The organism is Bacillus cereus group sp. N31 (genome assembly GCF_016483245.1).
GTDB classification, from domain to species: domain Bacteria; phylum Bacillota; class Bacilli; order Bacillales; family Bacillaceae_G; genus Bacillus_A; species Bacillus_A toyonensis.
The window spans coordinates 70,643-94,576 of sequence record NZ_JAEHCH010000014.1 but is presented as its reverse complement, the minus strand read 5'-3'; the positions used below and the strand labels follow the sequence as shown (position 1 = coordinate 94,576).

Genomic DNA, 23,934 nt, shown 5'->3' with positions numbered 1-23,934 from the left:
TTTCAATTAAAATTTGCTTGCTACTTTAGCTGCTTCTTCAAGACCCGCAGTAATGATTTCTTCTGCTTTATCTGGGAATTGGTTATGTCCTTCAATAACCACTGTTTCCATGTTTGTTGCACCGAAGAAGCCCATCATACTTGCTACATATTTAACAGCCATTTCTACTTCAGCCGCTGGACCTTCAGAATATACGCCACCGCGTGCGTTTAATAATGCGATTTTTTTATCTCCAATAAGTCCAACTGGACCTTCTGGTGTATATTTAAACGTTTTACCAGCACGGTTTAAATAATCAATATACGTGTGCAATACTGCTGGAATCGTTAAGTTCCATAATGGGAAACCGAAAACAACTTTATCAGCTTCTAAAAATTGATTTAAGTACTTATCAGCAACTGCTACTGCCTTTGCTTCCTCTTCCGTTAAATCAAATCCTTTACCTGCTTTGAATGTACCATTAATCATGTCTACGCCTACATATGGTAATTCTTCTTTATATAAATCAAGTTCTACTACTGTATCATTTGGATGTGCTTCTTTATAGTTTGCTAAAAATGCCTCATATAATTTCACACTAACTGCTTGTTCCGCTGGACGATTGTTTGCTTTTACGAATAAAACTGTTGCCATTATTTCTTCCTCCTAATACTCACTCTTACGTTGTTATATGTTTTTAAAAAAGGTATCCCTTGTAATTGTTGTTTTGTTGCTTACAAACATATTTTATCTTTATATCAAGACAATTTCGTCCTCACATAGACGTATTTTTCCATAAAAAAAGTCCACCTCCTAAAGGCGAACTAGGTCTTACGACTTTCGTCTTATACAATCCCATTTTTCACTGCATATAATGCTGCTTGCGTGCGATCAGATAAGTTTAATTTACTCAAAATACTACTTACGTGTGCTTTAACCGTTTTTTCTGTAATAACTAAAACAGAGGCAATTTCTTTATTGCTCATCCCTTTTGCTAATAGTTGTAACACTTCGTTTTCTCTTGCTGTCAATACATCTACATGAACGAAATGTTCCTCTGCCCTCTCTTCTTGAGGCAATGTTTGAGAGATAAGGGTGCTCGCAATATCGGGATGTAATTGAATATTACCTTTATATGCGCTTCTAATAGCTTCAACAAGTTGATCCGGTTCTACATCTTTTAAAATATAACCACTTGCTCCTGCTTTTAATGCTGGTAAAACATGTGCCTGATCAGAAAAGCTAGTTAATACGATTACTTTCACATCTGGATATTCATTTTTTATACAAGCTGTCGCCTCAACGCCATCCATTTCAGGCATATATAAATCCATTAGTACAACATCAGGATTTGTTTCTCCTACTTTCACTAATGCTTCTTTCCCATTATTTGCTTCTCCAACTAACTCTAAATCTTCCTGTGTACTCAAGAAAAATGCTAACCCTTTTAAAACGACTGTATGATCATCAACTAACAATACTTTTATTTTCACAAACTTCCCTCATTTTCACATCATAATGGTACATTTACTTTTATGCTCGTTCGTTTCTTGCTACTTACAACTTTAATTGTTCCACTAACTAATTCCACTCTTTCACGCATCGTAGTCATACCGAGTGATTTTTTCTCTTTTATATCTTTTTCTACAAAGCCATTTCCTTGATCAACTATTTCTAATGATACATTTTTCTCAGTCACTGTAAAATAAACCGTCGCTTCTTTTACACCTGCATGCTTACTTACATTGTTTAACGCTTCTTGTCCAATGCGCCATAATGCCTCTTCTACCACACGAGGTAAGTCACGAACACCGGTAACTTGCTCCCTAATTTTCAATCCTAAGTTTTCACCGTACTGCTTTAGAGCAGGTAATAATCCTTTTTCTAATCCTGCCGGACGAAGCTGCCAAATTAATGTCCTCATTTCTTTTAATGCCCCTTGCGCTAGTTCACGCATGTCATGCAAAGATCGATCCACTTTTTCGTTTTGACCTTTTAAAACTGCCTCAGCACCTTTTGTCATAAAGGTTAATGAAAATAATTTCTGTGAAACAGAATCATGTAAATCTCTTGCTAATCGATTTCTTTCTTCCATTCGTACAAGTTCACGACGCTGCTCGTTTAATCTTAAATTCTCTATTATTAGCGAAATATGATTCGATAGCGCTTGGATTACATCTATTGTATTCACATCAAATTCTCCATTATTTAAACTTACACATAAAACACCAAATACATGGCTTTGAATATGTATTGGCGTAGCAATAACAGCTCCATTTAGATGTACATTATGACCAATTTGACGTTTTAAAAGAACCGATTCACCTTTTACTAGCGCCTTCTTTGCCGCTTCTTTTACATCTTCTTGTAACTCTTCCGGACTAAAAGACGCTCGCAAAGATAATTCTTTTTCTTCTCTAATAAAAAACGCCACTTGATTCCATTGAAATACTTCACCTACGTGATTTACAACTTTTTCAGGTAATACATTAAACCTATGAATTGTTTTTAAATCTTGAATAAAACGTTCCAATTTCACATAATAATGTGCTCTTCGTTTTTCATTTTCATATAATTTCGTTCGTTTTAAAGCCGTCCCAATTTGGAAAGCAACGGATTGGAGCAATACTAATTCTTCTTCTGAAAAATGTGTTTTACCTGGACTCGCTACATTTAATAAGCCAAACTTTTCTCCTCCTGCTTTTAAAGGAACTGTAGCATGATGAAGAATTCCTTCTGTATCTCCCCAATTGTATTCAATTGCATTATTAATTCTTTTACATTCAATAATGTTAACAGCTCGTTCTAATTTCCCATCTACAAATCCACGTAAACACCAACATTCACCTTCACACATCGGGCGTTTGTTTTCATATGTCAGCGCCTCTGGTAACTGGTAATCGATCAACTTCGTATACTTCCCATTTTCATCCGCAAGAAAAATCCATCCTGTCGTCAAACCTGTTACACTTAGCAATTTTTCTAGCACCGCTTGCAATACATGATATGTATCATTTGATGTATTTAGTGTTTCTGCAATTTCTTTTAATATAACTAATTCATTTGTACGATTATCTCGAAACATGCTCAATCTCCTACATACAAGATTTTAAATCGCCTCTAAAGTAAATCATCTACTTTTCACTTTGTACTTATTCGTAACATTGATATAATGGTGAAAACATAGTTTTCATTATATCACTTGAGGGGGATTTCATAATGACATTAAATAAAGCACTTACTATCGCTGGTTCTGATACAAGTGGCGGTGCTGGTATACAAGCAGATTTAAAAACATTCCAAGAACTTGGCGTATATGGAATGACATCTCTTACGACGATCGTAACGATGGATCCACATAACGGTTGGGCACATAACGTATTCCCAATCCCAGCTTCTACATTAAAACCACAATTAGAAACAACAATTGAAGGTGTTGGCGTAGATGCTTTAAAAACGGGTATGCTTGGATCAGTAGAAATTATTGAAATGGTTGCAGAAACAATTGAAAAGCATAATTTTAAAAACGTAGTAGTTGATCCTGTTATGGTATGTAAAGGCGCAGATGAAGCATTACATCCTGAAACGAATGATTGCTTACGTGACGTTTTAGTTCCAAAAGCATTAGTTGTAACACCAAACTTATTTGAGGCTTACCAATTAAGCGGCGTGAAAATTAATTCTCTTGAGGACATGAAAGAAGCAGCGAAGAAAATCCACGCTTTAGGTGCTAAATACGTCCTAATTAAAGGCGGTAGTAAACTAGGTACAGAAACTGCAATCGACGTCCTATATGACGGAGAAACATTCGATCTTCTAGAATCAGAAAAAATTGATACTACAAACACACACGGCGCTGGTTGTACATATTCTGCTGCAATTACAGCAGAACTTGCAAAAGGAAAATCTGTGAAAGAAGCAGTAAAAACTGCTAAAGAATTTATCACAGCTGCTATTCGTTACTCATTCAAGATTAACGAATACGTAGGACCAACTCATCATGGTGCATATCGTAAATTCGTTGCACCGAAAGAGCTTGTCTAGCGTATAAATAAAAACACCCGCAGAGCTAATACGTTCCCTCTGTGGGTGTTTTTTTAATAAACTTTACATCTTCTGGTCATCTTACCTTTAAGATGCAGAATTGACCTGATTTCTACCATTTCTTTTTGAGTAATATAACGCGTCATCAGCCGCTTGAATAAGCTGTTCCTGTGATCCTTTATACTCTGAAATCCCTACCGACACTGTGATTTTTATTTTCGTTCCATCTAACAATTGAAATGAATGTTTTTCAACAGCTATACGGATTTGTTCCCCAAGATGAATACCATAAGATAGTCCCCTCTGCGGTATCAAAAGTGCAAATTCCTCTCCACCCTTTCGAAAAACCAAATCCGGAAATGTTGAAATTCCTCTTAAAATACACCCTATTTGTTTTAACACTTCGTCTCCTGCAGGATGCCCATACGTATCATTTACATACTTAAAGTGATCAATATCTATAAGTAGTAAACAAAGTGAATCATTTTCCATGTGTTTATTACCAATATGATGATTCATCTCTAGATCAAACTGCCTTACGTTTCCTAAACCTGTCAATGCGTCTATCGTTGCGTATTGCTTCATCGTTTGAAATAGCTCATTGGATTGTAAAACATAGTTTGCACTTACGAATGTTATGTAGCCTGTAGTAATACTTGAAATTAAATACAGTACAACTACAGATATATCGTTAAATAATATATACATCGGTACTACTAAAATAGAAAGGCAGTATACGTGTAACCATATCAACTTTAACATAATGGAAATTTGCATTCTTGCAATAAAGATAACACCAATTCCACTTAATACAATTGTATAGCAAGCCAATTCAGAGGCTAAAGAGTACTCAGTAAAAACTATCCTTGTAATTAAAATCATAATAACTGTTATACTACTAGCTATCGGGCCTCCAACTATAATTGCTAAAATAACAGCTAGATAGCGTAGATCCAACATAATATCTTCAATATGTACACCAAAATGCATTAGTAATATACCTAATATTCCAGTAAAAATACCTACTACACATTTCTGCCAGAAAGAGAATCCTTCTTTTAATGGACTATCTCTTAAAAGCTGACCTCCAATAAAGATAAAGGAAAGAATGATTGTTGTGTTTACAAATAAATCCCTTAACATAAAATAATCTCCCTACTTTTTCGTCTATCCCTTTCCTTACTTTATTGTATACGAACTCCCTATAATTCCCAAAGCTTTTTATTTATTTTTGCTGTTCCACGTGAAACAGCAAAAAATAAAAAAGGACGAAGATTCGTCCCTTTTTTATTAACAACAACGTGATATCTTGCCGCCTTTCGCATTAAATCTAGCTTCTTGCGCCTCAGCGAAAAATTGCTTCTGACATACAATCTCTTCTTCTGGATGATGCTTTTTCATATGCTCCACATATGCTTCATAACTTGGTACCCCTACAAGTAAACTAATAAACTGTTTCCTTTTACCCCATACTTGCCGTAGTTTTTTAAGCATAATTCCTCGACTCACTTTCATCCCTAGGAATATATGGTGACTCTTTTAACGGCATCGGCTTATTTCTTAATACTTGAATCCAAATTCGAATTGCAGAAATTAATACGGCGATTACAACTATCATAAAAATCCCACAAAGTGCGGCATCGATATAATCATTGAAAATAATTTGTTTCATTTGAGCGACATTTTTAGCTGGAGCTAACACTTTCCCCTCATCTAATGCTCCCTGAAACACCTTTGCATGAGATAGAAATCCTATTTTTGGATTTTCATGAAATAGCTTTTGATAACCAGCTGTCATTGTTACAATTAACAATCCGACAGTCGGGATAAGTGTCACCCAAACATACACCTTTTTCCCCATTTTGAATAAAATTGTCGTCCCAAGTAATAATGCAATACCCGCTAACATTTGGTTTGCAATACCGAACAATGGCCATAATGTATTAATTCCACCAAGTGGATCTATTACTCCTTGGTATAAGAAATATCCCCAACCTAATACACATAACGTTGTAGCTATTACATTCGCTAATGTAGAATCTGTTTTCGCAAACGGCTTATATACATGTCCTAAAATATCTTGAATCATAAAGCGACCGACACGCGTTCCTGCATCAATCGTTGTTAAAATAAATAGTGCTTCAAAAAGAATGGCAAAATGATACCAAAATGCCATCATTGCGGTCCCACCTATTACTTGTGAGAAAATATATGCCATACCTATCGCTAACGTTGGTGCGCCACCTGTACGTGATAAAATCGTTTGTTCTCCAACGTTTACAGCAAGATCTTTTAATTCATTTGGTGTAATAGCAAATCCCCATGAAGAAATAACTTGGGCCGCCTGAGATACATCCGTACCGATAAGTGCTGCCGGACTGTTAATTGCAAAATAAGTTCCTGGTGTTAATACACAAGCCGCAATCATAGCCATTGCTGCTACAAACGACTCCATCAACATTGCTCCATAACCGATTGGCTGTGCATGCCCCTCTTGCTCAATCATTTTTGGCGTCGTACCAGATGAAACAAGCGCATGGAATCCAGACACCGCCCCACAGGCAATCGTAATAAATAAGAACGGGAATAAGTTACCTGAGAAAACAGGGCCTGTTCCATCGATAAATTTTGAAACTGCTGGCATTTGTAAATCTGGTGCTACAATTAAAATACCGATTGCCAATCCAACAATTGTCCCTACTTTTAAAAATGTACTTAAATAATCACGCGGTGCCAAAAGCATCCAAACTGGTAATGCCGATGCAATAAATCCATATACGATAAGCATAATAGCAATTGTTTCACCACTAAACGTAAACATACTTGCAAGCGTTGGGTTTTCAGCTACATACTGACCTCCAATAAGAGATAGAATAAGTAGAATAATACCAATTACCGATCCTTCACCAACCCGGCCAGGTCTAATGTAGCGCATGTATACTCCCATTAAAATAGCGATAGGAATCGTTGCCGCTATCGTAAACATTCCCCAAGGGCTTCCGATAAGTGCCTTTACTACAACTAATGCTAATACTGCTAATAAAATAATCATAATGCCTAAAATACCTATCATGGCAATGAGCCCAGTCACAGGGCCTATCTCATCTTTAATCATTTCACCTAACGATTTACCATTACGTCTCATCGAAGCAAATAAAATTACAAAATCTTGTACAGCTCCAGCGACCACTACCCCGACAATAATCCAAATTGTCCCTGGTAAATATCCCATCTGTGCTGCCAAAATAGGTCCTACTAAAGGCCCTGCCCCAGCAATTGCTGCAAAGTGATGCCCGAATAATACCCACTTATTTGTCGGAACATAATCTTTTCCATCATTCAATGTATGGGCTGGCGTTTGCCGATTATTATCTAAATCAAAAACCTTTCTCGCTATAAATCTACTATAAAATCGATAAGCAACTGCATACACACATACTGCAGCTACTAAGAGCCACACAGCATTAATAGTTTCACCTTGTGATAAAGCTATTACACCAAAAGCACCTGCTCCTACTGCCGTAATAACCCCCCAAAGTAAAATCGACTTCAACGTCTTCACATACAATCCCCCCAATACTACTTCTTAGTGGAGATTGTACTAAATTTTCTGAATATTTAAGTTGAATCCTCCTTATCATGAAGGATTTTTAGTTTATCATGTTAAAATACTCTCATTACCTACTATAATTCAATTTTATTTCGAAGGCGCTTTACATAATTACGGCTGACTGGAATCGGTTGCTCATCATACCTGTCTAAATATAAATTATACGTGCCGTTATAATATGGTTTCAGTTCTTGTACATATGACATATTAATTAAATAGCTTTTATGCACACGTAAAAAATCATATACATTTAGTTTATTTTCCAATTCCTGAAGTGTATATGTTGAAATATACTGATTATTTGTTGTATAAATTGAAACCGTCTTATTCTCCTTATTTTTACTCACATATACAATATCTTCTGGGAAAACATATCTAATTCCCTCTTGACCTTCTATCGGTAGTTTTCGCAAATAACTCTTTGATCTCTCTCCTTGCTCTTTACCCATTCTATATAAAAGAAATTGTAAATCTTCTTCACGAAATGGTCGTAATAAATAATAAAATGCCTGAAAACGAAATGCTGTAATGGATTCTTCTATATCCTCACCCATAAAAATAAATTTCGTATAGCAATTTACTTCTCGTAATAAACTCGCATATTCAAAACCAGTACCATCTATTAATTGCGAACTTAAAAAAACAAAATCTGGTGTATGTTTTTTCATTATTAACAAAGATTCTGTTCCTGTATTCGCTTCAAAACATTCTATATTTCGAATATTCTCAGTAAAGTTCTCAACTAATTTCCTTCGCTCTTCTGCCTCTTCCATGATAAGTAAAATTTTCATTTATCCAACCACCTAATTCCTTTGTCCGTATGTCCTGTTGTATACATTCTCTTTAATAAGAAATAATCCCTTTTTCTTACTATACCATTATTTATCTAAAAAAACAGAAAAAAGGAAACCACCTCGGTCCCCCCTTTCCTTTTACGCTAATTCTCGTTGCTTTGTTTCTTGCCCAAGTATAACTACAGCAAGTGCTCCAATTAAAATTGATCCACAGAAGATCGTAAATATTAGCGAAAGTGAAGCTTGTGCAGCAACTAAATAGCCTACTAATAACGGGCCAATAATACCACCAATACGACCAAATGCGGCCGCCATTCCTGCACCTGTACCACGAATAGCTGTCGGATACTGTTCAGGTGTATAAGCGTATAATGCCCCCCAGGCACCTAAATTAAAGAAGGATAGTAACATGCCTGCCACGATCAAAACTATTAATGAATCTGCAACTCCAAACAAGTAGGCACTGCACGCTGTACCGGTTAAATACGTAACTAAAACAAACTTTCGCCCAAGGCGTTCAATAAACCAAGCGGCTGTGAAATACCCTGGAAGTTGAGCTAATGTCATAATAAGTACGTACTGGAAACTTTTTATTAAACTAAATCCTTTTAATACCATTACACTAGGTAACCAAAGGAACATTCCATAATAGGAAAAGACAACACAAAACCATAAAATCCATAACATAATTGTAGCTTTACGATATTCTCCAGACCAAACTGACTTTATATTTTCGATAACAGACGGTCTTTGTTCGACCTTTTCAAATCTCGGAGAATCTAGTAAATTCCATCTTAAATATAAAGCATATAGTGCCGGAACCGCACTCAACACCATCGCAACTTCCCAACCATATTTCGGAATAACGAAATATGAGATAAGAGCTGCAATTAGCCATCCACCTGCCCAAAAACTTTCTAATAGCACAACTATTTTACCTCGTTCATGTGCTTCAACACTCTCTGATACTAGTGTAGAGGCAACCGGAAGCTCACCTCCAAGCCCCATACCAATTAAAAATCTTAAAACGAGGAACATCGCGAGTGTCGTCGTTAAAGCAGTTAAACCACTACCGATAGAAAATAGTAATAATGTAATAATAAAGACTGATTTTCGGCCTATTTTATCCGATAGTATCCCAAAAAGGAGCGCTCCTACTGCCATACCAATTGAATTAATACTACCTATCCATCCCATTTCTTGCGTACTTAATCCCCAATCTTTTTGGAGTGCCACCATTACAAATGAAAGCATTCCAACATCCATTGCATCAAATAGCCATCCAAGCCCCGCTATGCCAAGTAGCTTTCGCTTCGAAATTTCTTTTACCTTGCCCACAAGAAGTCCTCCTCACACAGGTGTCTTTACACATCATTTTACATGTGTGAATTACATAAGTAAAATACTTTCGTGTAAAAAATTCTCCTTCATCATTCCCAAAATTTAAAATATTTATCAAAAATCAACAAAAAAAAGTAGCGAGATTTCGCTACTTTTTTGAACGCATTACTTCTTTTAAAAATTCCGCTAATACTAACTGACGACGCCAGCGTGTTGGATTACTACATAACCTGTAAAACCACTCTAAATGAATCGCTTGAATCCACTTTGGTGCGCGTTTTACCTCTCCCGCCCATACGTCTAAACTTCCACCTACTCCAACAGCCATTTTCGTTTCTAAACGATGCTTATTGTTTTGGATAAAGTTCTCTTGTCTTGGGAAACCAAGTGCAACAAGTAGTAGATCTGGTTTTGCTTCTTGAATACGAGAAACGATATTCTCTTCTTCTTCTTGCTTAAAATACCCATCTTGCGTACCAACAATAGATACAGCTGAATATGTCTTCTTTAAATGATCCGCTGCAGCTTGTACAACATGTGGTTTTGCTCCTAATAAGAAAACGGATACTGGTTTATTCTCTTCTGATAACTTCGCAAACAAATTACACATTAAATCAAAACCTGCTACACGCTCTTTTACAGGTGTACCAAGCATACCACTTGCTTTTACAACCCCAATACCATCAGGTGTAATTAAATCTGTATTTAATAATGTTTTATGGAACTTTTCATCCTTTTTTGCACACATAACAATTTCAGGATTCGCTGTTACTACCTGAAAGGTATCATTTTGCTCCGATTCTAGTTGTTCCTTTAAATATTGGACTGTTTCATCCATTGTCATTGTAGAGAAAGGAACGCCTAGAATATCAACTGTTTGTACTGCCATAATTAAATATCCTCTCTATTTCAATAAAAGTTTTTTATATGCACTACGAGTATCCTCATACAAATTCTTTAGCGAGAAATGAGTAGATGCGTAATCATATAAACGATTTCCCATCTCTTCTAATTCCCCCTTCAACCACTTTTCATAAGCATTTTCTAATGATTTTGCTAACGAATCTGCATCACCAATCGGTACAATCCATCCATATGTATCATCAACTATTAGCTTTCTCATATCCCCCACATTTGTTGCAATAGATGTTAAGCGTTGATTAGCTGCTTCTAATAAAACAAGAGGGAAACTTTCACTATAAGAAGTTAACAAATTAATGTGTGCAGATGCATATAATTCTTTTGAATCTGTACGAAAACCTAGAAAAATCACCTTATCCTCTAAGTTTTTTTGTTTCACCATCGCTTTTAATTCTGCTTCTATAGGTCCATCACCAAGCAAAAGTATCTTTATATTTTGGATTTTAATTTTTTGTAACGCTTCAAATAAAATACTATGTCCTTTAACAGGATGAAGACGAGCTACTTGGATCGCTGTAAATACTCCTTCATCGATACCAAATTCACTCTTATCATAAGCCTTTGCTGGAATATTATCATACTCAATTCCATTATAAATGGTACAAATTTTCTCTTCTGATACCCCAAGCTTTATTATATTTTCCTTAAAGTTTTCCGTAATTGCAAAAAACAAATCTACCTTCTTGAAAGAACGTAAATTTAATTTCGTAAATACCCATCCTTTTAATCCCCCCTTCATAAAATCTAAGGTTGGATCACTATGAACGGTCATTATCCATTTCGCTTTTATACCTTTTTTCAAGAGGGAGAGGTAGAAATTCGCTCGTGCGCCATGTGTATGCACAATGTCAAATTGATTTTCATTAATAAATGATTTTATTTTTGAAAGAATTGATAGGTCGTACCGAGATGACTGAGTAAAAACATGTACTTGAATACCAAGGTTCCTCGCTTCTCTAGCAATCGCCCCTTCTTCAAATACCATTAATTCCACTTCTTTTTGTGGAAACTGAGATAAGAGTGAAATAATATGTGTTTTCCCCCCACCTTCTTCTGCACCAGCATTAATATGCAACACTTTCATTTCTTACATCCTCCATTTTTATTTTTATTTACTATAACAAAAATAAAAGCTAACATATGCTAGCTTTTATTTTTCTATCATTCAATTTCCAAGTCAACTATTAAATATGCCATGAGTAATACTAAGTAAAAACTTACTCCAGGTGCCATTAAAATATGCCCCGCGATAAATGAGATACCTAATCCTAACAGGATCGCTGCAATTACCATTGCGTACCTTACTGTAAATATTTGTTTAAACTTAGTAAATACACATGCGATAAATTTAATACCAAAGTATACGAACGGAACTACCAGTAAAATAAATCCTATAATTCCGAATGAATAGAACCAATCATGAAAATCACGTTCAATTAATTTCGGATCTGCTTTATAGTTACCAGCATAACCCATACCTAATAATTTTTGAGACATTGGGGCTTCCTTATAAAAATCTTTATACATTTGCTCGAATATTTGACGTCCACTAAAAATAATAGCTTGAGTTTCTTCCTTTTTCTCAGCTACTTTTTCTTTCTCTTTTTCTTTCTCTCTTTCTTTTTCTTGTTCCTTTTCTTTCTCTGTCACTGGAGGTTTATGCTCTTTCGCTTCCTCTTTCTTTCTCTCTTCATTTTTCGCACTCTGTTGCTGTTCAATAAATTGGAAATGGAATCCCATGTTTTTCATGAATGGCGAAAAAGGTGTATATGCCATTATGCCTACAAAAACAGTCATTGCAATAAAACCATTTAATAAATAGACATTTTTCTTGCCATCTTTACGCTGTGTATATCCCTGGATAAAGCACATAACAACTGCAATAGCCATTGCCACAAAGATGGCTCCTACACCAACCTTCGTTCCAATTGCGAATAGTGAATAGACAACTAAAACTGAAGGAATCCAATAATATACTTTACCTATACTTTTTGTTTTTTCAATTGAATACAAAATAACAATTGGGCACATGATGGCTAAAATAGATCCTAGCTCGTTACCTGCATAAAACCAACCACGAGACCCCAATTTCAACCACGTATAACTATTGTAATCTGTTCCCGTTGCAATCGAAACTACCATTACTATTCCTATGATTAACGATGCATACGTAATATATTCAAGCATTTTTGAATGTCTTTTTTCTTTTAAAGATTTAAAAACAAACACATAACAAGTAAGCATAACAAACGGATATAAAGCTTTTGCTATAAACTTAACTTCTTCTGTAAACACCATAGGGTTCTTTGTAAATTTATTATTTATTAACCCAATAGTGAAAATAATTCCAACTAGAATTATATACGATATATATTTTATACTCTCTCTCTTCTTTGTTTGAATTAAAATATATATTCCACCTAGAAGCATAACGAATAAACGTGTAATAACTCCAATAGTCGTATCAATTTTTAAAACCATTATACAGAATGCTGTAAGCAAATCTAAAATGGGTTGCAACAAAATAAAGATTAATAGAAAATTTTCAAATTTATTACTTGTACTATTTTCCCTTAACATCTAGAACCTCCATAACTTATACCTAAATTAACTCTATACAATTATTATTATTTTTCTCATCTCAAATATGTATTATAACATATATTTTTTAATTAAACGTCTCACATTTCTATCCAACCTTACCTCATAAAAAAAATTAAATTTGCATTTTCAAACGCTTTCCTTCCTTATTTTTTCTTTTTTTCTACATGTAACGAAAATGCATTGTTATTTACATAACTTTAGTGTATATTTTTTCTCTGGAACATCTTTAGGAGGAAGGGATTACAGCCATGTTATTAATCGACATATTTACGTTTCTTGGCATTATCGCCGCTGCTATTTCTGGTACATTAGTTGGTTTAAAAAAAGATTTAGATTTATTCGGTGTCCTTTGTTTAGCTGTAGCTACTGCGCTCGGCGGCGGTATTATTCGTGATATTATGATCGGTAACCTGCCTCCTGTCGCATTTGTAAAACCTATTTACTTTTTCGTAAGCGTATTATCAGCACTATTTACTTGTATGTTTTTTGAGCGTATCAATAAACTTCAAGTCGTTATTATGCTTTCTGATGCTGTTGGCTTAGGTGTTTTTACAGCCATTGGTGCAAATGCGGCAATGTCACATCATGTTGATGCCTCATTTTTAGTTGTTTCAATGGGAGTCATTACGGGGATTGGAGGCGGTATTTTGCGTGATATATGCGCCCAAGATATCCCTTACGTATTCCGAAAAGAAATTTACGCAATCGCTTCTATATTAGGAGCAATTAGCTTCTTAATCACACATGCAATGGGGGCGCACGTATTAGCTTTCTATGTTTGTTTATTAGTAACATTCATTATTCGTGTCGTCACTGTAATATATAATGTACATTTCCCTGTTTTCTTTAAAACACATGCTAAAGTTAATAAAGGTCATTAAGAGAATTCTACATAGAATTCTCTTAATTTATATACTATTCTATACACAGATATAGAGTAATTGAATATAAAAATATATAATTATATTAGAAACAAAAATGAAAACGCTTCACAAACAGGGGGAAGAACGATGCTTGGGGTTTTTAAAAAACATACTCATAAAACAAACACCAGTATAATTGAATTAAGTAAGGCACAACAAATAACCTTTAACGTACCTGCTAATTCCGAATTAAGGATTCAAATGGATATGCTACATATTTCAAAGGAAGATTTACAAATTGTAAAAGTACTACAGCCCTTTATTTATGAGGAAATAGATTGGATTACAGAAAAATTCTATGCCAATATTACAAAACAACCTAATTTAATTACTATTATTGAACGTTACAGCTCTATTCCAAAACTAAAACAAACTTTAAAAACACATATTAAAGAATTATTCAGTGGAGATATGCACGAAGATTTTATTGAACAACGTGTCAGAATTGCCAAAAGACATGTTCAAATTGGCTTACATAGAAAATGGTATACGGCTGCCTATCAAGAATTATTCCGTTCCATCATAAAGATTTTACAAACAAAGATTACAATAATCGATGATTTTTCATATTCTATAAATGTAATAAACAAATTATTCACACTTGAACAAGAGCTTGTTCTTGCAGCTTATGAATCTGAGTATGAACAAATTCAAAAAGAACATGAAAAAGAAAAAGAAATAACGGCTATGACAATTACACATATTGCAAATGAACTAGCAGCTGTATCTGAAAAAACAAGCTCTTCTATTCAAAAGTTAACTGCTAAATCCGAAACTATTGTAGAGATTGCCAAAACCGGTACATCATTAGCAACAACATCAGAAGAAAAAGCTAATAAAGGTAAAGAACAATTAAATCAGCAAAACAAACGAATGGGATACATTCAAACAAATATGGAAACTATCATTACAGATACTCATGAACTTCTCAATATTTCTAACAAAATTAACGAAATCATAGATATCGTTAATTCAATTGCAGAGCAAACAAATTTACTAGCACTAAACGCTGCTATTGAATCTGCACGTGCTGGAGAGTTTGGCAAAGGTTTTTCTGTTGTAGCTGGAGAAATCCGAAAATTATCAGAGCAAACGAAAGAATCGATCTCCAACGTTACAAAACTCGTTGAAAAAACAAATGAACAGATTATTCATGTTTCTTCTTCTGTAAAACAAATTAGTTCTCTCGTATCTGAAGGAACCGATAGTATGTACGCGACAGATCAATACTTCCATGAAATCGTAAAAGATATGTCTAATTCGAAAGAACAGAATAAAAAAATTGAAAATGAATTAGAAGCTATTTCGCAAGTAATGAAGGGCATTCAAGACGATTCTTCAAAAATGGCTCTAACAGCTGATAGTCTACAACTAGAACTAAACCGATAAGGCCAAGCTTATATTAATAACGATTTTTCATCATCTAACAATAAAAAAAGAATCCATTTTGGATTCTTTTTATTTTCTAAAAAATATTTTTTGACAATATACATAACTCATATAGACACCAAAGCTTTGTAAAATAAACAATGCTGGCATAATAATATTATAGTATGCCATATCTACTTGAAAGATTTTTAGCAATACATATCCGCTAATCAACAATAAGAACAACATGTATCCTTCATTCTTTTGTTTCTTAATAAGGAAATGTAATAAAGCTATAGCCATGAATAAGGTTATTGCTATATATATCAGCTTTTCACATTTGAATAGGATAGAATTTATCCCCTCATCTGAAAACTGATTCATTACTGGTTTTAGCAGTTTAAATCTTTCACTCTCAATCTCTTTTAACTTTTGATCAATATGTTCTATTACAGTTTGATTTTCCGGTATTTTTTCCTTTTTTTGATTTTTACCGATTAAAACCGATTGAACATACGTCTCATTCGAAATCGTATATTGTGACATTCCCATCGTCTTAATTCCGTAACTCACGCCAAAATGAACACTATAAAATAGAATAAGCATCCCTATCATCTTTAATAGTATTTTTTGTTTCGTTGCGGATTGAAACAATTCAATTAACAACACATATACCGCAATAAAAATAGGAAGAAATAACCCCATTGGGAACAACATATTGCTAAATGCAAATAATGTCGCTGAAAGCACCCACATATAAGGATGATCTAATCCTTTATATAAAAGTATGTAACAAGCAAAATAAAATAAGCATATTGCGAGCGACTCAGGCGCTAATAAGGAACTCATAAATATATTTGGAATATATAAAGCGTAAAATACGGACGCAATGCGACCACATTCTTCCCCAAAAACCATAGCGGCAATACGATAAATTAAAAATGCAGTTCCTGTACAGAACAAAATATTAAATAACTGTAAAACAAATACCGTATCACCAAATATACGAATAACTATCGATTCATAAATGATAAAGGGTAACTGTGTTACATTCTCTATATTATTGCCAATTGCAATCTGCTTTGCAGACTCATACATCGCTTTCATATCACCGATGATCGGAACATCTACAAATAAAACCATACTAACTCTCACAACTATAGATACGCTCATAAGAAAAATAAAAAATTGTTTATCTGTAAAACGATATTGTAAAATTGATGCCACTAACAATATGAGGATGACGAAAATTGCCAATACGATTGTTACACTCGTTGTACTTCCTCCAAAAAATTGCTTACTTGTTTCAAACGCTGACCAACAACTATAAACAAAAAATGCGAGCATCGCACCAATCATTATTTTACTGAAAAAAGACGAAAAATTTGTTTGTATATGATTCATATGTCCATTGCACCTCTATCTCCATTCATAACAAAACGATTCTATCATGAATAGGTACACGGCTGATAGGGAATTTCTATGACAAATATATAGTCATTACTTTTTCACTTGCAATGTAAGCGAATCCTCTTTTACACTACACTTTAGACAAAATAAATTTTCTTTCAGTTACATGAATATACTTTCAAAAGTATTATTACTCCTCTACTCATACATTTTACTTGTTTAAATACCCGGTAAAATCAAATAGGAACTAACCTTCCTTTTATGTCATAAAGAACATGTCACTCTGATTGAAAATGTACACTAGGGGCTGAATATATGGAAAAGAAATTTATGAGAGAATCAAAAGCAATTAAAACAACACGTGTTTTTCCAAATGATTTAAACAACCATCAAACATTATTTGGTGGCAAATTATTGGCTGAAATTGATAGTATTGCTTCTATTGCAGCAGCAAGGCATAGTCGCAAGCATTGTGTGACAGCATCCATTGATTCTGTTGATTTTTTAACACCTATTCATCAAGCTGACTCTGTTTGTTATGAGGCATTTGTTTGCTATACTGGGAAATCATCTATGGAAGTCTTCGTAAAAATAATTGCAGAAAATTTATTAGAGGGAGAACGCCGTATCGCTGCTACTTGCTTTATTACATTCGTAGCATTACAAGATGGAAAACCTTCTTCTGTACCTCAAGTATTACCAGAAACTGAGGAAGAACATTGGTTGCATAAAACTGGTTCCGAACGTGCTGAGACCCGAAAAAAAGGACGTTTAAAAAGCAAAGAAATGGCTGAGGTATTAACTTTAAATAAGCCTTGGAGTGTTTAAAATTTCAATATCGAAAATACCTTCTGAGCGGATAACTAAATTGTATTCGCTCATTTCTTTATAAACAGTTCAAGTCTCTCATACAATCTCTACGTCTTTTCACAAATACTATGTAATATTTTTATACATGTCTTGGCTAGGCTATTTCAATATTAACTTTTTCTAGTGTATAAAGTTCTATTTATAACTCGCTTCTAATCGAGGAATAGTTGCTTTACAAAGTTTATGTAAGGTACACTTATACGGGCGGTCAGCAAACTAATTTAAAAATTTGCAAGTTGTGTAGAAAACGCATTGTTTTTTACTATATCAAAATACAATAAAAAACGATCATTATTCTTTACCAACGAAAAACAATTTCATTTTAGTTGAAGTAATTATCCCTACTTAAAAACTTTAATATAAAACGCATTTTAATTAAATTGTATTACTTTAATGGAAAGGTGAAACTATGCAAAAGTCTATTGTTTCAAATATTTTTTATAAAATACTACTCAATACGTTTAACATTATACTTCCCATCTTAGTTGGTCCATACGCATACCGCATGCTAGGAGCCAATTCAATGGGAACTGTTAACTTTGCTGAAACTATTTTTAATTACTTTTTCATATTCGCGGTTTTTGGTGTATATCAATATGGCTTACGTGAAGTTAGCTTAATTAAAAATGATAAAAAGAAAGTTTCTCAATTATTCACAAGTCTCTATGTAATTAATGTTACAACCAGCCTTTTAGCTTTATGTGCTTTTTTAGCCTTTAGTTATATTGGATATGGAAATGAAAGCTTATTTCCTGTTCTTCTTATTTTTGGCTTCAATTTTATTTCCAATCTATTTTATGTGGAATGGTTCAATGAAGCGTATGAAAATTATGACTTCATCACTAAAAAAACAGTTATTGTTCGACTAATTTATGTTGTACTGCTTTTCTGCTTAGTTCATGGAGTGGATGATTATAAAACATTCGCAGGTTTATTAGCACTATCAACATTTTTAAATCATTCTATTAGCTTTGTATATGTGAAACGCCAAGTTAAGTTTGATTTTTCTAACTTAACCATTATCCCGCATTTAAAACCGTTGCTATTAGTCGTCATTTTTTCAAATGCTAATATTTTATATACACAATTAGATCGTCTTGTGTTAGGTGAATACGCCGGAAAAGCAGAGGTCGCTTACTACGTTATGGCTTTTCAAATTATGACCATTATTAATACACTTATGTTAAGCGTTGTACAAGTAACGATTCCACGGCTTTCTTACTTATCAGGAAATGCATCTGAAAGTGAGTATGAATCTTTGTTAAACAAAATTTCAAAAGTGTATTTTATTACCCTATTTCCCGCCGCAATTGGTTTAATGCTCATTGCTCACGGAGCTGTTGTCATTTATGGTGGATCAGAATTTGCTGGGGCTGGTAATACATTAATTGTGTTCGCTTTCTATATGATTACAGTTGGTATTGAATCTATTTTATCGAATCAAATTATTTATGTTAAAAAGAAGGAAGGTATTTTAGTACGCTTCTTATTCATTTGCGGGTTTATTAACCTAGCATCTAATATTGCACTAATATTCTTCCATGTGCTTACACCAGCGACAGCAATTTTCACAACTACAATTGCTAACAGTTTATTAATTGTACTTGAATATATTTATGTTAAAAAGAAATTAAAAGTGAATTATACATTATTTGATATGCAAAAACTTAAATATCTATTTTATTCACTAACATTTGTACCAATAGCATTCGTTATTCGTATGTTCGTATCTGGGCAAATACTACAAGTTCTCCTAGTCATGGTAGCATGCGGATTAACATATGCTCTTATCCTTTTCTTAACAAAGGATGAAATTCTCTTTACTCTAATAGAAAAAATACAAGCACGATTTAAAAAAGCTTAAACGTAATTCTTAAAGGAGCTGTTAAAATTGAAATTCTCTTTAATCATGGCTACTTGTGGCAGACGTGATGATATTCTTGACTTACTAAAATCACTTGAAAAACAAACTTACCAAAACTTTGAACTCATCGTAGTAGATCAAAATGATACTCCAATCTCGGATCTCTTTGATGAATATAAAGAAAAATTTTCTATTAACTACATTTATACACCTATTAAAGGGTTATCTAGAGCTCGAAATACTGGATTAAAAGTAGCGGATGGCGATATCATCGCTTTTCCAGATGACGATTGTATTTATGAAACAAATGTTTTAGAAAGTATATTAGAAACTTTCAACTCTAATAACGATGTTCAGTTTATATCAACAAACACTACTAATGTTGAAGGAACTGGTTCTTTAATACTTGCACCTAATACAGACATTATTCTTAATAACAAATATGGATTTTTAGGTCCCTCTTTTACACTATTCTTTACAAAACAATTTGTACAAGATGTAGGTACATTCGACGAGGATTTAGGTGTTGGCTCTGGAACGATTTATGGAGCTGGTGAAGAAACCGACTTTGTTCTACGCGGTATGAAAAAAGACCACACTGGTTTATTTAGAAAAGATCTGTTCGTATACCATCCTGTAAAAGAAGAAGTTATAAATGAACAATCATTAAAACGTGCCATTTCTTATGCTGGCGGTTTTGGCAGAGTGATTCGCTTACATTATGGATTCCCTTATTTCTTACGTGCTGTTGCTGCTGCCACATTCCGTATGACACAAAATATTTCTAATGATAAACGTAAATTCCATGCAAATCGTTTACGCGGGATTATTCGTGGATATTTAAAATAAACTCATATGAAAAAGGTGTAACCATTTCTATGAAATGGTTACACCTTTTATTTCTTTTGCATAGATAAGATTGTTTCCTCTAATCCTTCGCGATAAGATGTTTTAGGTACTTTCCCAATGAGCATTTCATATTTTTCTCCACTTAATACAACCGGTTTTTCTGTCAAATAGAGCATTTCTACATATTCTTTCATCTGCTTATCAAATAAACCCATTAACTTTATTATTCCTCTTTTTACGGTCATAACTTGTTTTGTATATCCCGTCAATTCGCGTATATATTGCATCATCTCTTCTCCGGTAATGACACCGCAACCTGGTATGTTCCACTGTTGTCCATAAGCCTCCTCACATAACGCTAATTCAACCATCGCTTTTGCACCATCTGGCGTAAAAATATACTCGCGTGCAATTCTCTTATCTCCAACAAAGCTAGACACTTTATTTGCAAGTACGCCATGTAAAGTATGATGAACAAGTGTGCTTTCCGCATTTGGACCGTAAAAATCAGGAAAATGAGCAATAAACATTTTGACGCTACTCTGCTTTGCCATCGCTTCAAGTTGTAATCGTATTTTCCCCTTCTTCGTATGAGGATTCTTTTCAGCATCTTCTTTAACCAGCCTTTGATTTTGCCTTCCATATGCATAAATATTATCAACGATCCCTAACTTACTATCACTCTCTTTTGCTACTTCCAATATGTTTCTTAATAGTTTATGTTGCTTCTTTTCCCAATCTGAATATGGGATATTTACAGCATGGAATATAACATCTACACCTTTCGCGGCATCTATTATATCCTCTTTTACAAATACATCTCCTGCTACTGTTTGTATATGTTCCTCTCCTTGAAATAAATTCTCCAACTTCTCCTTATTTCTTGCAAAGGCAACTACATCAATCCCTCTATTACATAACTCCTTTGTAATCGCATATCCCATTGCTCCTGATGCTCCCAGTACTAACGCTTTTCTCATCATAAGTTCCCCCTCTAATTAATTAACCACTGTTTAATTAATAACAAAAAGAAAATCACCTACATTAGAAGCGATTTTGAAATAAACTCTACATGCACTTGAGCAAGCCCCTTTAATTCTTCAAATGTTTGCCCACTTCCGCAATAATGTGCGACAAACCCATGTAATGATAAAAAGACAGACCATATCGTCATTGTATCTATTTTTTTATTACATAAAGAAAAAACAACCTTTGCAAATTTTTCATAACTAACATTTGGGCCGTCTGCCAAACATTCCTTTAACTCATCGTTTTTAATTAAAAACATAATTTCATAATGACTTTGATTTTTCAAACCAAACTCTATAAAACCAAATAAAACTGCTTTTAACTGCTCTTCTCGAGATAAGTTTCTTTTACTAATTTCATCTAACTTTTCATTTAACAATTGAAAGTCTTGTTCTACCATCGCATAAAAAAGTTCAGCTTTATTTTTAAAATGGTAATAAATTGAACCATGGCTATACCCTAGTTCCGTCGCAATTTTACGCATGGAAGTGTGCTGATATCCTTGTTGTACAAATAAATTTCTTGCTACGTTCATAATCATTTCTCTTGTTAACTCTTGTTTGACTGCTCTTCTTGGCGACATTTTTTATACCTCACGATTTAATTAACCACTGTTCAATTATATTATATATTTTTTCCAAAATAATGCAACTCCTTATTTGAAAAAATATACATTTTTGAAATGATAGCATTATATCGAAGAATTTAGTATCATGATTCAAGACACTATTTAGAATTGAACGGAGGACATTATGAGCTTATTAACTGTTGAAAAATTAGGCCATACATTTGGTGATCGTACATTATTTAAAGATGTATCCATGCGCTTACTCGCAGGAGAACACGTTGGATTAGTTGGAGCAAACGGTGTTGGTAAATCAACATTTATGAATATAATTACTGGTCAACTTATCCATGATGAAGGCCGAGTTGAATGGACACCTGGTACAAATTATGGTTACTTAGACCAACATACAATTTTAACACCTGGCCGCACAATTCGTGACATATTAGCAGATGCGTTTTTACCTTTATTTGAACAAGAAAAAGCTTTAAATGAAGTTACAGAAAAAATGGGAACTGCTACACCTGAAGAATTAGAAGAGCTTCTTGAGCAAATGGCAGAAATACAAGATGCTCTTGAAGCAGGGGGTTTCTATTTATTAGATATGAAAATTGAGGAAGCAGCGCGTGGTCTTGGAATTGACGCAATTGGTTTAGATCGTGATGTTGCCGCATTAAGTGGTGGACAACGTACAAAAGTGTTACTTGCAAAATTACTACTTGAACAACCAGAAGTATTACTACTAGATGAACCTACCAACTATCTAGACGTTGAACATATTCATTGGTTAACAAATTATTTAAAAGAATATCCACATGCATTCCTATTAATTTCCCATGATACGGAATTTATGAATAAATGTGTCGATATTATTTTCCATCTAGAGTTTACAAAAATGACGCGTTATACAGCGACATATGAAAAATTCCTAGAACTTGCGGAAATTAATAAAAACCAACATATTAATGCTTACGAAAAACAAAAAGAATTTATTAAAAAACAAGAAGATTTTATTGCGAAAAATAAGGCTCGCTACTCAACGACAGGTCGTGCAAAGAGTCGTCAAAAACAACTCGATCGTATGGAACGTATCGATCGTCCTGAAACAGCAATTAAACCTGAATTCTCATTTAAAGAGAGTCGCGCAAGTAGCCGATTCGTCTTTGAAGGAGAAAATGTAGAGATTGGATATACACATCCGTTATTACCAAAATTAACGATGACAATCGAACGTGGTGAAAAAATTGCAATCGTTGGATGTAATGGGGTCGGTAAGTCAACACTATTAAAGACAATTTTAGGTAAGATCAAACCATTAAGCGGAAAAACAAGTCTTGGTGACTTCTTAAATCCATCATACTTCGAACAAGAAGTAAAAGCTGATAATATAACACCAATTGATGATGTTTGGAATACATTCCCTAGCATGGACCAACACCAAGTACGTGCAATGCTAGCAAAATGCGGTTTGAAAAATGAACATATTTCTCGTCCACTGAACCAATTAAGCGGTGGTGAACAAGCAAAGGTTCGTTTATGTAAGCTAATGGGAGAAGACAGCAACTGGTTACTATTTGACGAGCCGACGAACCACCTTGATGTTACAGCAAAAGAGGAACTAAAAAAGGCGATGAAAGCATACAAAGGAACAATTCTTCTTGTATGCCACGAACCCGATTTTTATGAAGATTGGATAACAAAAACTTGGGATGTAGAAAAATGGGCCCAAGAAAATTCTTAATCACCTGAAATCATCCCTTTAC

The 23,934-nt window shown here is 34.1% G+C and carries 21 protein-coding genes and 1 pseudogene; 8 read left to right on the top strand and 14 right to left on the bottom strand.

What is annotated here, in order from left to right; translation table 11 throughout:
* Positions 1 to 6: 6 nt before the first annotated feature.
* From JDS81_RS17760 to JDS81_RS17750, 3 genes are all read right to left on the bottom strand, one after another.
* Complete coding sequence (locus JDS81_RS17760; protein WP_000246726.1) at positions 7 to 633, bottom strand: FMN-dependent NADH-azoreductase; 627 nt, start codon at positions 631 to 633, stop codon at positions 7 to 9.
* A gap of 191 nt (positions 634 to 824) precedes the next feature.
* Positions 825 to 1,472 (bottom strand): response regulator, encoded by a 648-nt coding sequence (locus tag JDS81_RS17755; protein WP_000695810.1) that lies wholly within the window; start codon positions 1,470 to 1,472, stop codon positions 825 to 827.
* 20 nt (positions 1,473 to 1,492) lie between these two features.
* Positions 1,493 to 3,064, bottom strand: coding sequence for a GAF domain-containing sensor histidine kinase (locus tag JDS81_RS17750; protein WP_097954071.1), 1,572 nt, complete (start codon positions 3,062 to 3,064; stop codon positions 1,493 to 1,495).
* A 134-nt stretch (positions 3,065 to 3,198) separates the two neighbouring features.
* Between JDS81_RS17750 and pdxK the strand changes: the two genes are divergently transcribed.
* A complete protein-coding gene (pdxK, locus tag JDS81_RS17745) occupies positions 3,199 to 4,023 on the top strand; it encodes a pyridoxine/pyridoxal/pyridoxamine kinase (protein ID WP_000174255.1) in 825 nt (274 codons plus the stop codon).
* Positions 4,024 to 4,110: 87 nt separating this feature from the next.
* On the opposite strand, the gene JDS81_RS17740 is transcribed toward pdxK, so the two are convergent.
* From JDS81_RS17740 to JDS81_RS17705, 8 genes are all read right to left on the bottom strand, one after another.
* A complete protein-coding gene (locus JDS81_RS17740; RefSeq protein ID WP_000942910.1) occupies positions 4,111 to 5,166 on the bottom strand; it encodes a diguanylate cyclase in 1,056 nt (351 codons plus the stop codon).
* Positions 5,167 to 5,313: 147 nt separating this feature from the next.
* Positions 5,314 to 5,517, bottom strand: a complete 204-nt coding sequence (locus JDS81_RS17735; RefSeq protein ID WP_000914411.1) for a YbdD/YjiX family protein — start codon at positions 5,515 to 5,517, stop codon at positions 5,314 to 5,316.
* A complete protein-coding gene (gene cstA, locus JDS81_RS17730) occupies positions 5,510 to 7,585 on the bottom strand; it encodes a carbon starvation protein CstA (RefSeq protein ID WP_097954070.1) in 2,076 nt (691 codons plus the stop codon). Before cstA ends, JDS81_RS17735 begins: the two co-directional genes overlap by 8 nt.
* 122 nt (positions 7,586 to 7,707) lie before the next feature.
* Positions 7,708 to 8,424, bottom strand: coding sequence for a LytR/AlgR family response regulator transcription factor (locus tag JDS81_RS17725; RefSeq protein WP_097954069.1), 717 nt, complete (start codon positions 8,422 to 8,424; stop codon positions 7,708 to 7,710).
* Positions 8,425 to 8,565: 141 nt separating this feature from the next.
* Positions 8,566 to 9,765 carry an MFS transporter gene (locus JDS81_RS17720; RefSeq protein WP_097954068.1) on the bottom strand — a complete coding sequence of 400 codons (1,200 nt, stop codon included), beginning with the start codon at positions 9,763 to 9,765 and terminating at the stop codon, positions 8,566 to 8,568.
* A gap of 151 nt (positions 9,766 to 9,916) precedes the next feature.
* Positions 9,917 to 10,657, bottom strand: a complete 741-nt coding sequence (locus tag JDS81_RS17715) for a WecB/TagA/CpsF family glycosyltransferase (RefSeq protein WP_000290755.1) — start codon at positions 10,655 to 10,657, stop codon at positions 9,917 to 9,919.
* A 15-nt stretch (positions 10,658 to 10,672) separates the two neighbouring features.
* Complete coding sequence (locus JDS81_RS17710) at positions 10,673 to 11,773, bottom strand: glycosyltransferase family 4 protein (protein WP_097954067.1); 1,101 nt, start codon at positions 11,771 to 11,773, stop codon at positions 10,673 to 10,675.
* A 77-nt stretch (positions 11,774 to 11,850) separates the two neighbouring features.
* A complete protein-coding gene (locus JDS81_RS17705; RefSeq protein WP_097954066.1) occupies positions 11,851 to 13,269 on the bottom strand; it encodes an O-antigen ligase family protein in 1,419 nt (472 codons plus the stop codon).
* 272 nt (positions 13,270 to 13,541) lie between these two features.
* On the opposite strand from JDS81_RS17705, the gene JDS81_RS17700 reads away from it, so the two are divergent.
* From JDS81_RS17700 to JDS81_RS31085, 3 genes and pseudogenes are all read left to right on the top strand, one after another.
* Positions 13,542 to 14,174 carry a trimeric intracellular cation channel family protein gene (locus JDS81_RS17700; protein ID WP_097954065.1) on the top strand — a complete coding sequence of 211 codons (633 nt, stop codon included), beginning with the start codon at positions 13,542 to 13,544 and terminating at the stop codon, positions 14,172 to 14,174.
* Between the two features lie 129 nt (positions 14,175 to 14,303).
* Positions 14,304 to 14,801, top strand: a pseudogene (locus JDS81_RS31090) (protoglobin family protein); the annotation flags it as partial.
* 102 nt (positions 14,802 to 14,903) lie between these two features.
* Complete coding sequence (locus JDS81_RS31085; protein WP_374221161.1) at positions 14,904 to 15,605, top strand: methyl-accepting chemotaxis protein; 702 nt, start codon at positions 14,904 to 14,906, stop codon at positions 15,603 to 15,605.
* 69 nt (positions 15,606 to 15,674) lie between these two features.
* On the opposite strand, the gene JDS81_RS17690 is transcribed toward JDS81_RS31085, so the two are convergent.
* Positions 15,675 to 16,988, bottom strand: a complete 1,314-nt coding sequence (locus JDS81_RS17690) for an ArnT family glycosyltransferase (protein ID WP_097954063.1) — start codon at positions 16,986 to 16,988, stop codon at positions 15,675 to 15,677.
* A 321-nt stretch (positions 16,989 to 17,309) separates the two neighbouring features.
* Between JDS81_RS17690 and JDS81_RS17685 the strand changes: the two genes are divergently transcribed.
* The 3 genes from JDS81_RS17685 (at position 17,310) to JDS81_RS17675 (ending at position 20,577) form a co-directional block, all read left to right on the top strand.
* On the top strand, positions 17,310 to 17,822 hold the full coding sequence (locus JDS81_RS17685; RefSeq protein ID WP_000412115.1) for an acyl-CoA thioesterase: 513 nt from the start codon (positions 17,310 to 17,312) through the stop codon (positions 17,820 to 17,822).
* A 451-nt stretch (positions 17,823 to 18,273) separates the two neighbouring features.
* Positions 18,274 to 19,728: an oligosaccharide flippase family protein gene (locus JDS81_RS17680; RefSeq protein WP_016107330.1), complete on the top strand. Its 1,455-nt coding sequence runs from the start codon at positions 18,274 to 18,276 to the stop codon at positions 19,726 to 19,728.
* Positions 19,729 to 19,755: 27 nt separating this feature from the next.
* On the top strand, positions 19,756 to 20,577 hold the full coding sequence (locus tag JDS81_RS17675; protein ID WP_000672689.1) for a glycosyltransferase family 2 protein: 822 nt from the start codon (positions 19,756 to 19,758) through the stop codon (positions 20,575 to 20,577).
* A 47-nt stretch (positions 20,578 to 20,624) separates the two neighbouring features.
* Here the strand turns inward: JDS81_RS17675 and JDS81_RS17670 are convergent, their stop codons facing one another.
* Positions 20,625 to 21,560 carry an SDR family NAD(P)-dependent oxidoreductase gene (locus JDS81_RS17670; RefSeq protein WP_002046064.1) on the bottom strand — a complete coding sequence of 312 codons (936 nt, stop codon included), beginning with the start codon at positions 21,558 to 21,560 and terminating at the stop codon, positions 20,625 to 20,627.
* Between the two features lie 56 nt (positions 21,561 to 21,616).
* Positions 21,617 to 22,189: a TetR/AcrR family transcriptional regulator gene (locus tag JDS81_RS17665; RefSeq protein WP_016107332.1), complete on the bottom strand. Its 573-nt coding sequence runs from the start codon at positions 22,187 to 22,189 to the stop codon at positions 21,617 to 21,619.
* A 169-nt stretch (positions 22,190 to 22,358) separates the two neighbouring features.
* On the opposite strand from JDS81_RS17665, the gene JDS81_RS17660 reads away from it, so the two are divergent.
* Positions 22,359 to 23,912 (top strand): ABC-F family ATP-binding cassette domain-containing protein, encoded by a 1,554-nt coding sequence (locus JDS81_RS17660; protein ID WP_000055386.1) that lies wholly within the window; start codon positions 22,359 to 22,361, stop codon positions 23,910 to 23,912.
* Positions 23,913 to 23,934 lie beyond the last annotated feature (22 nt).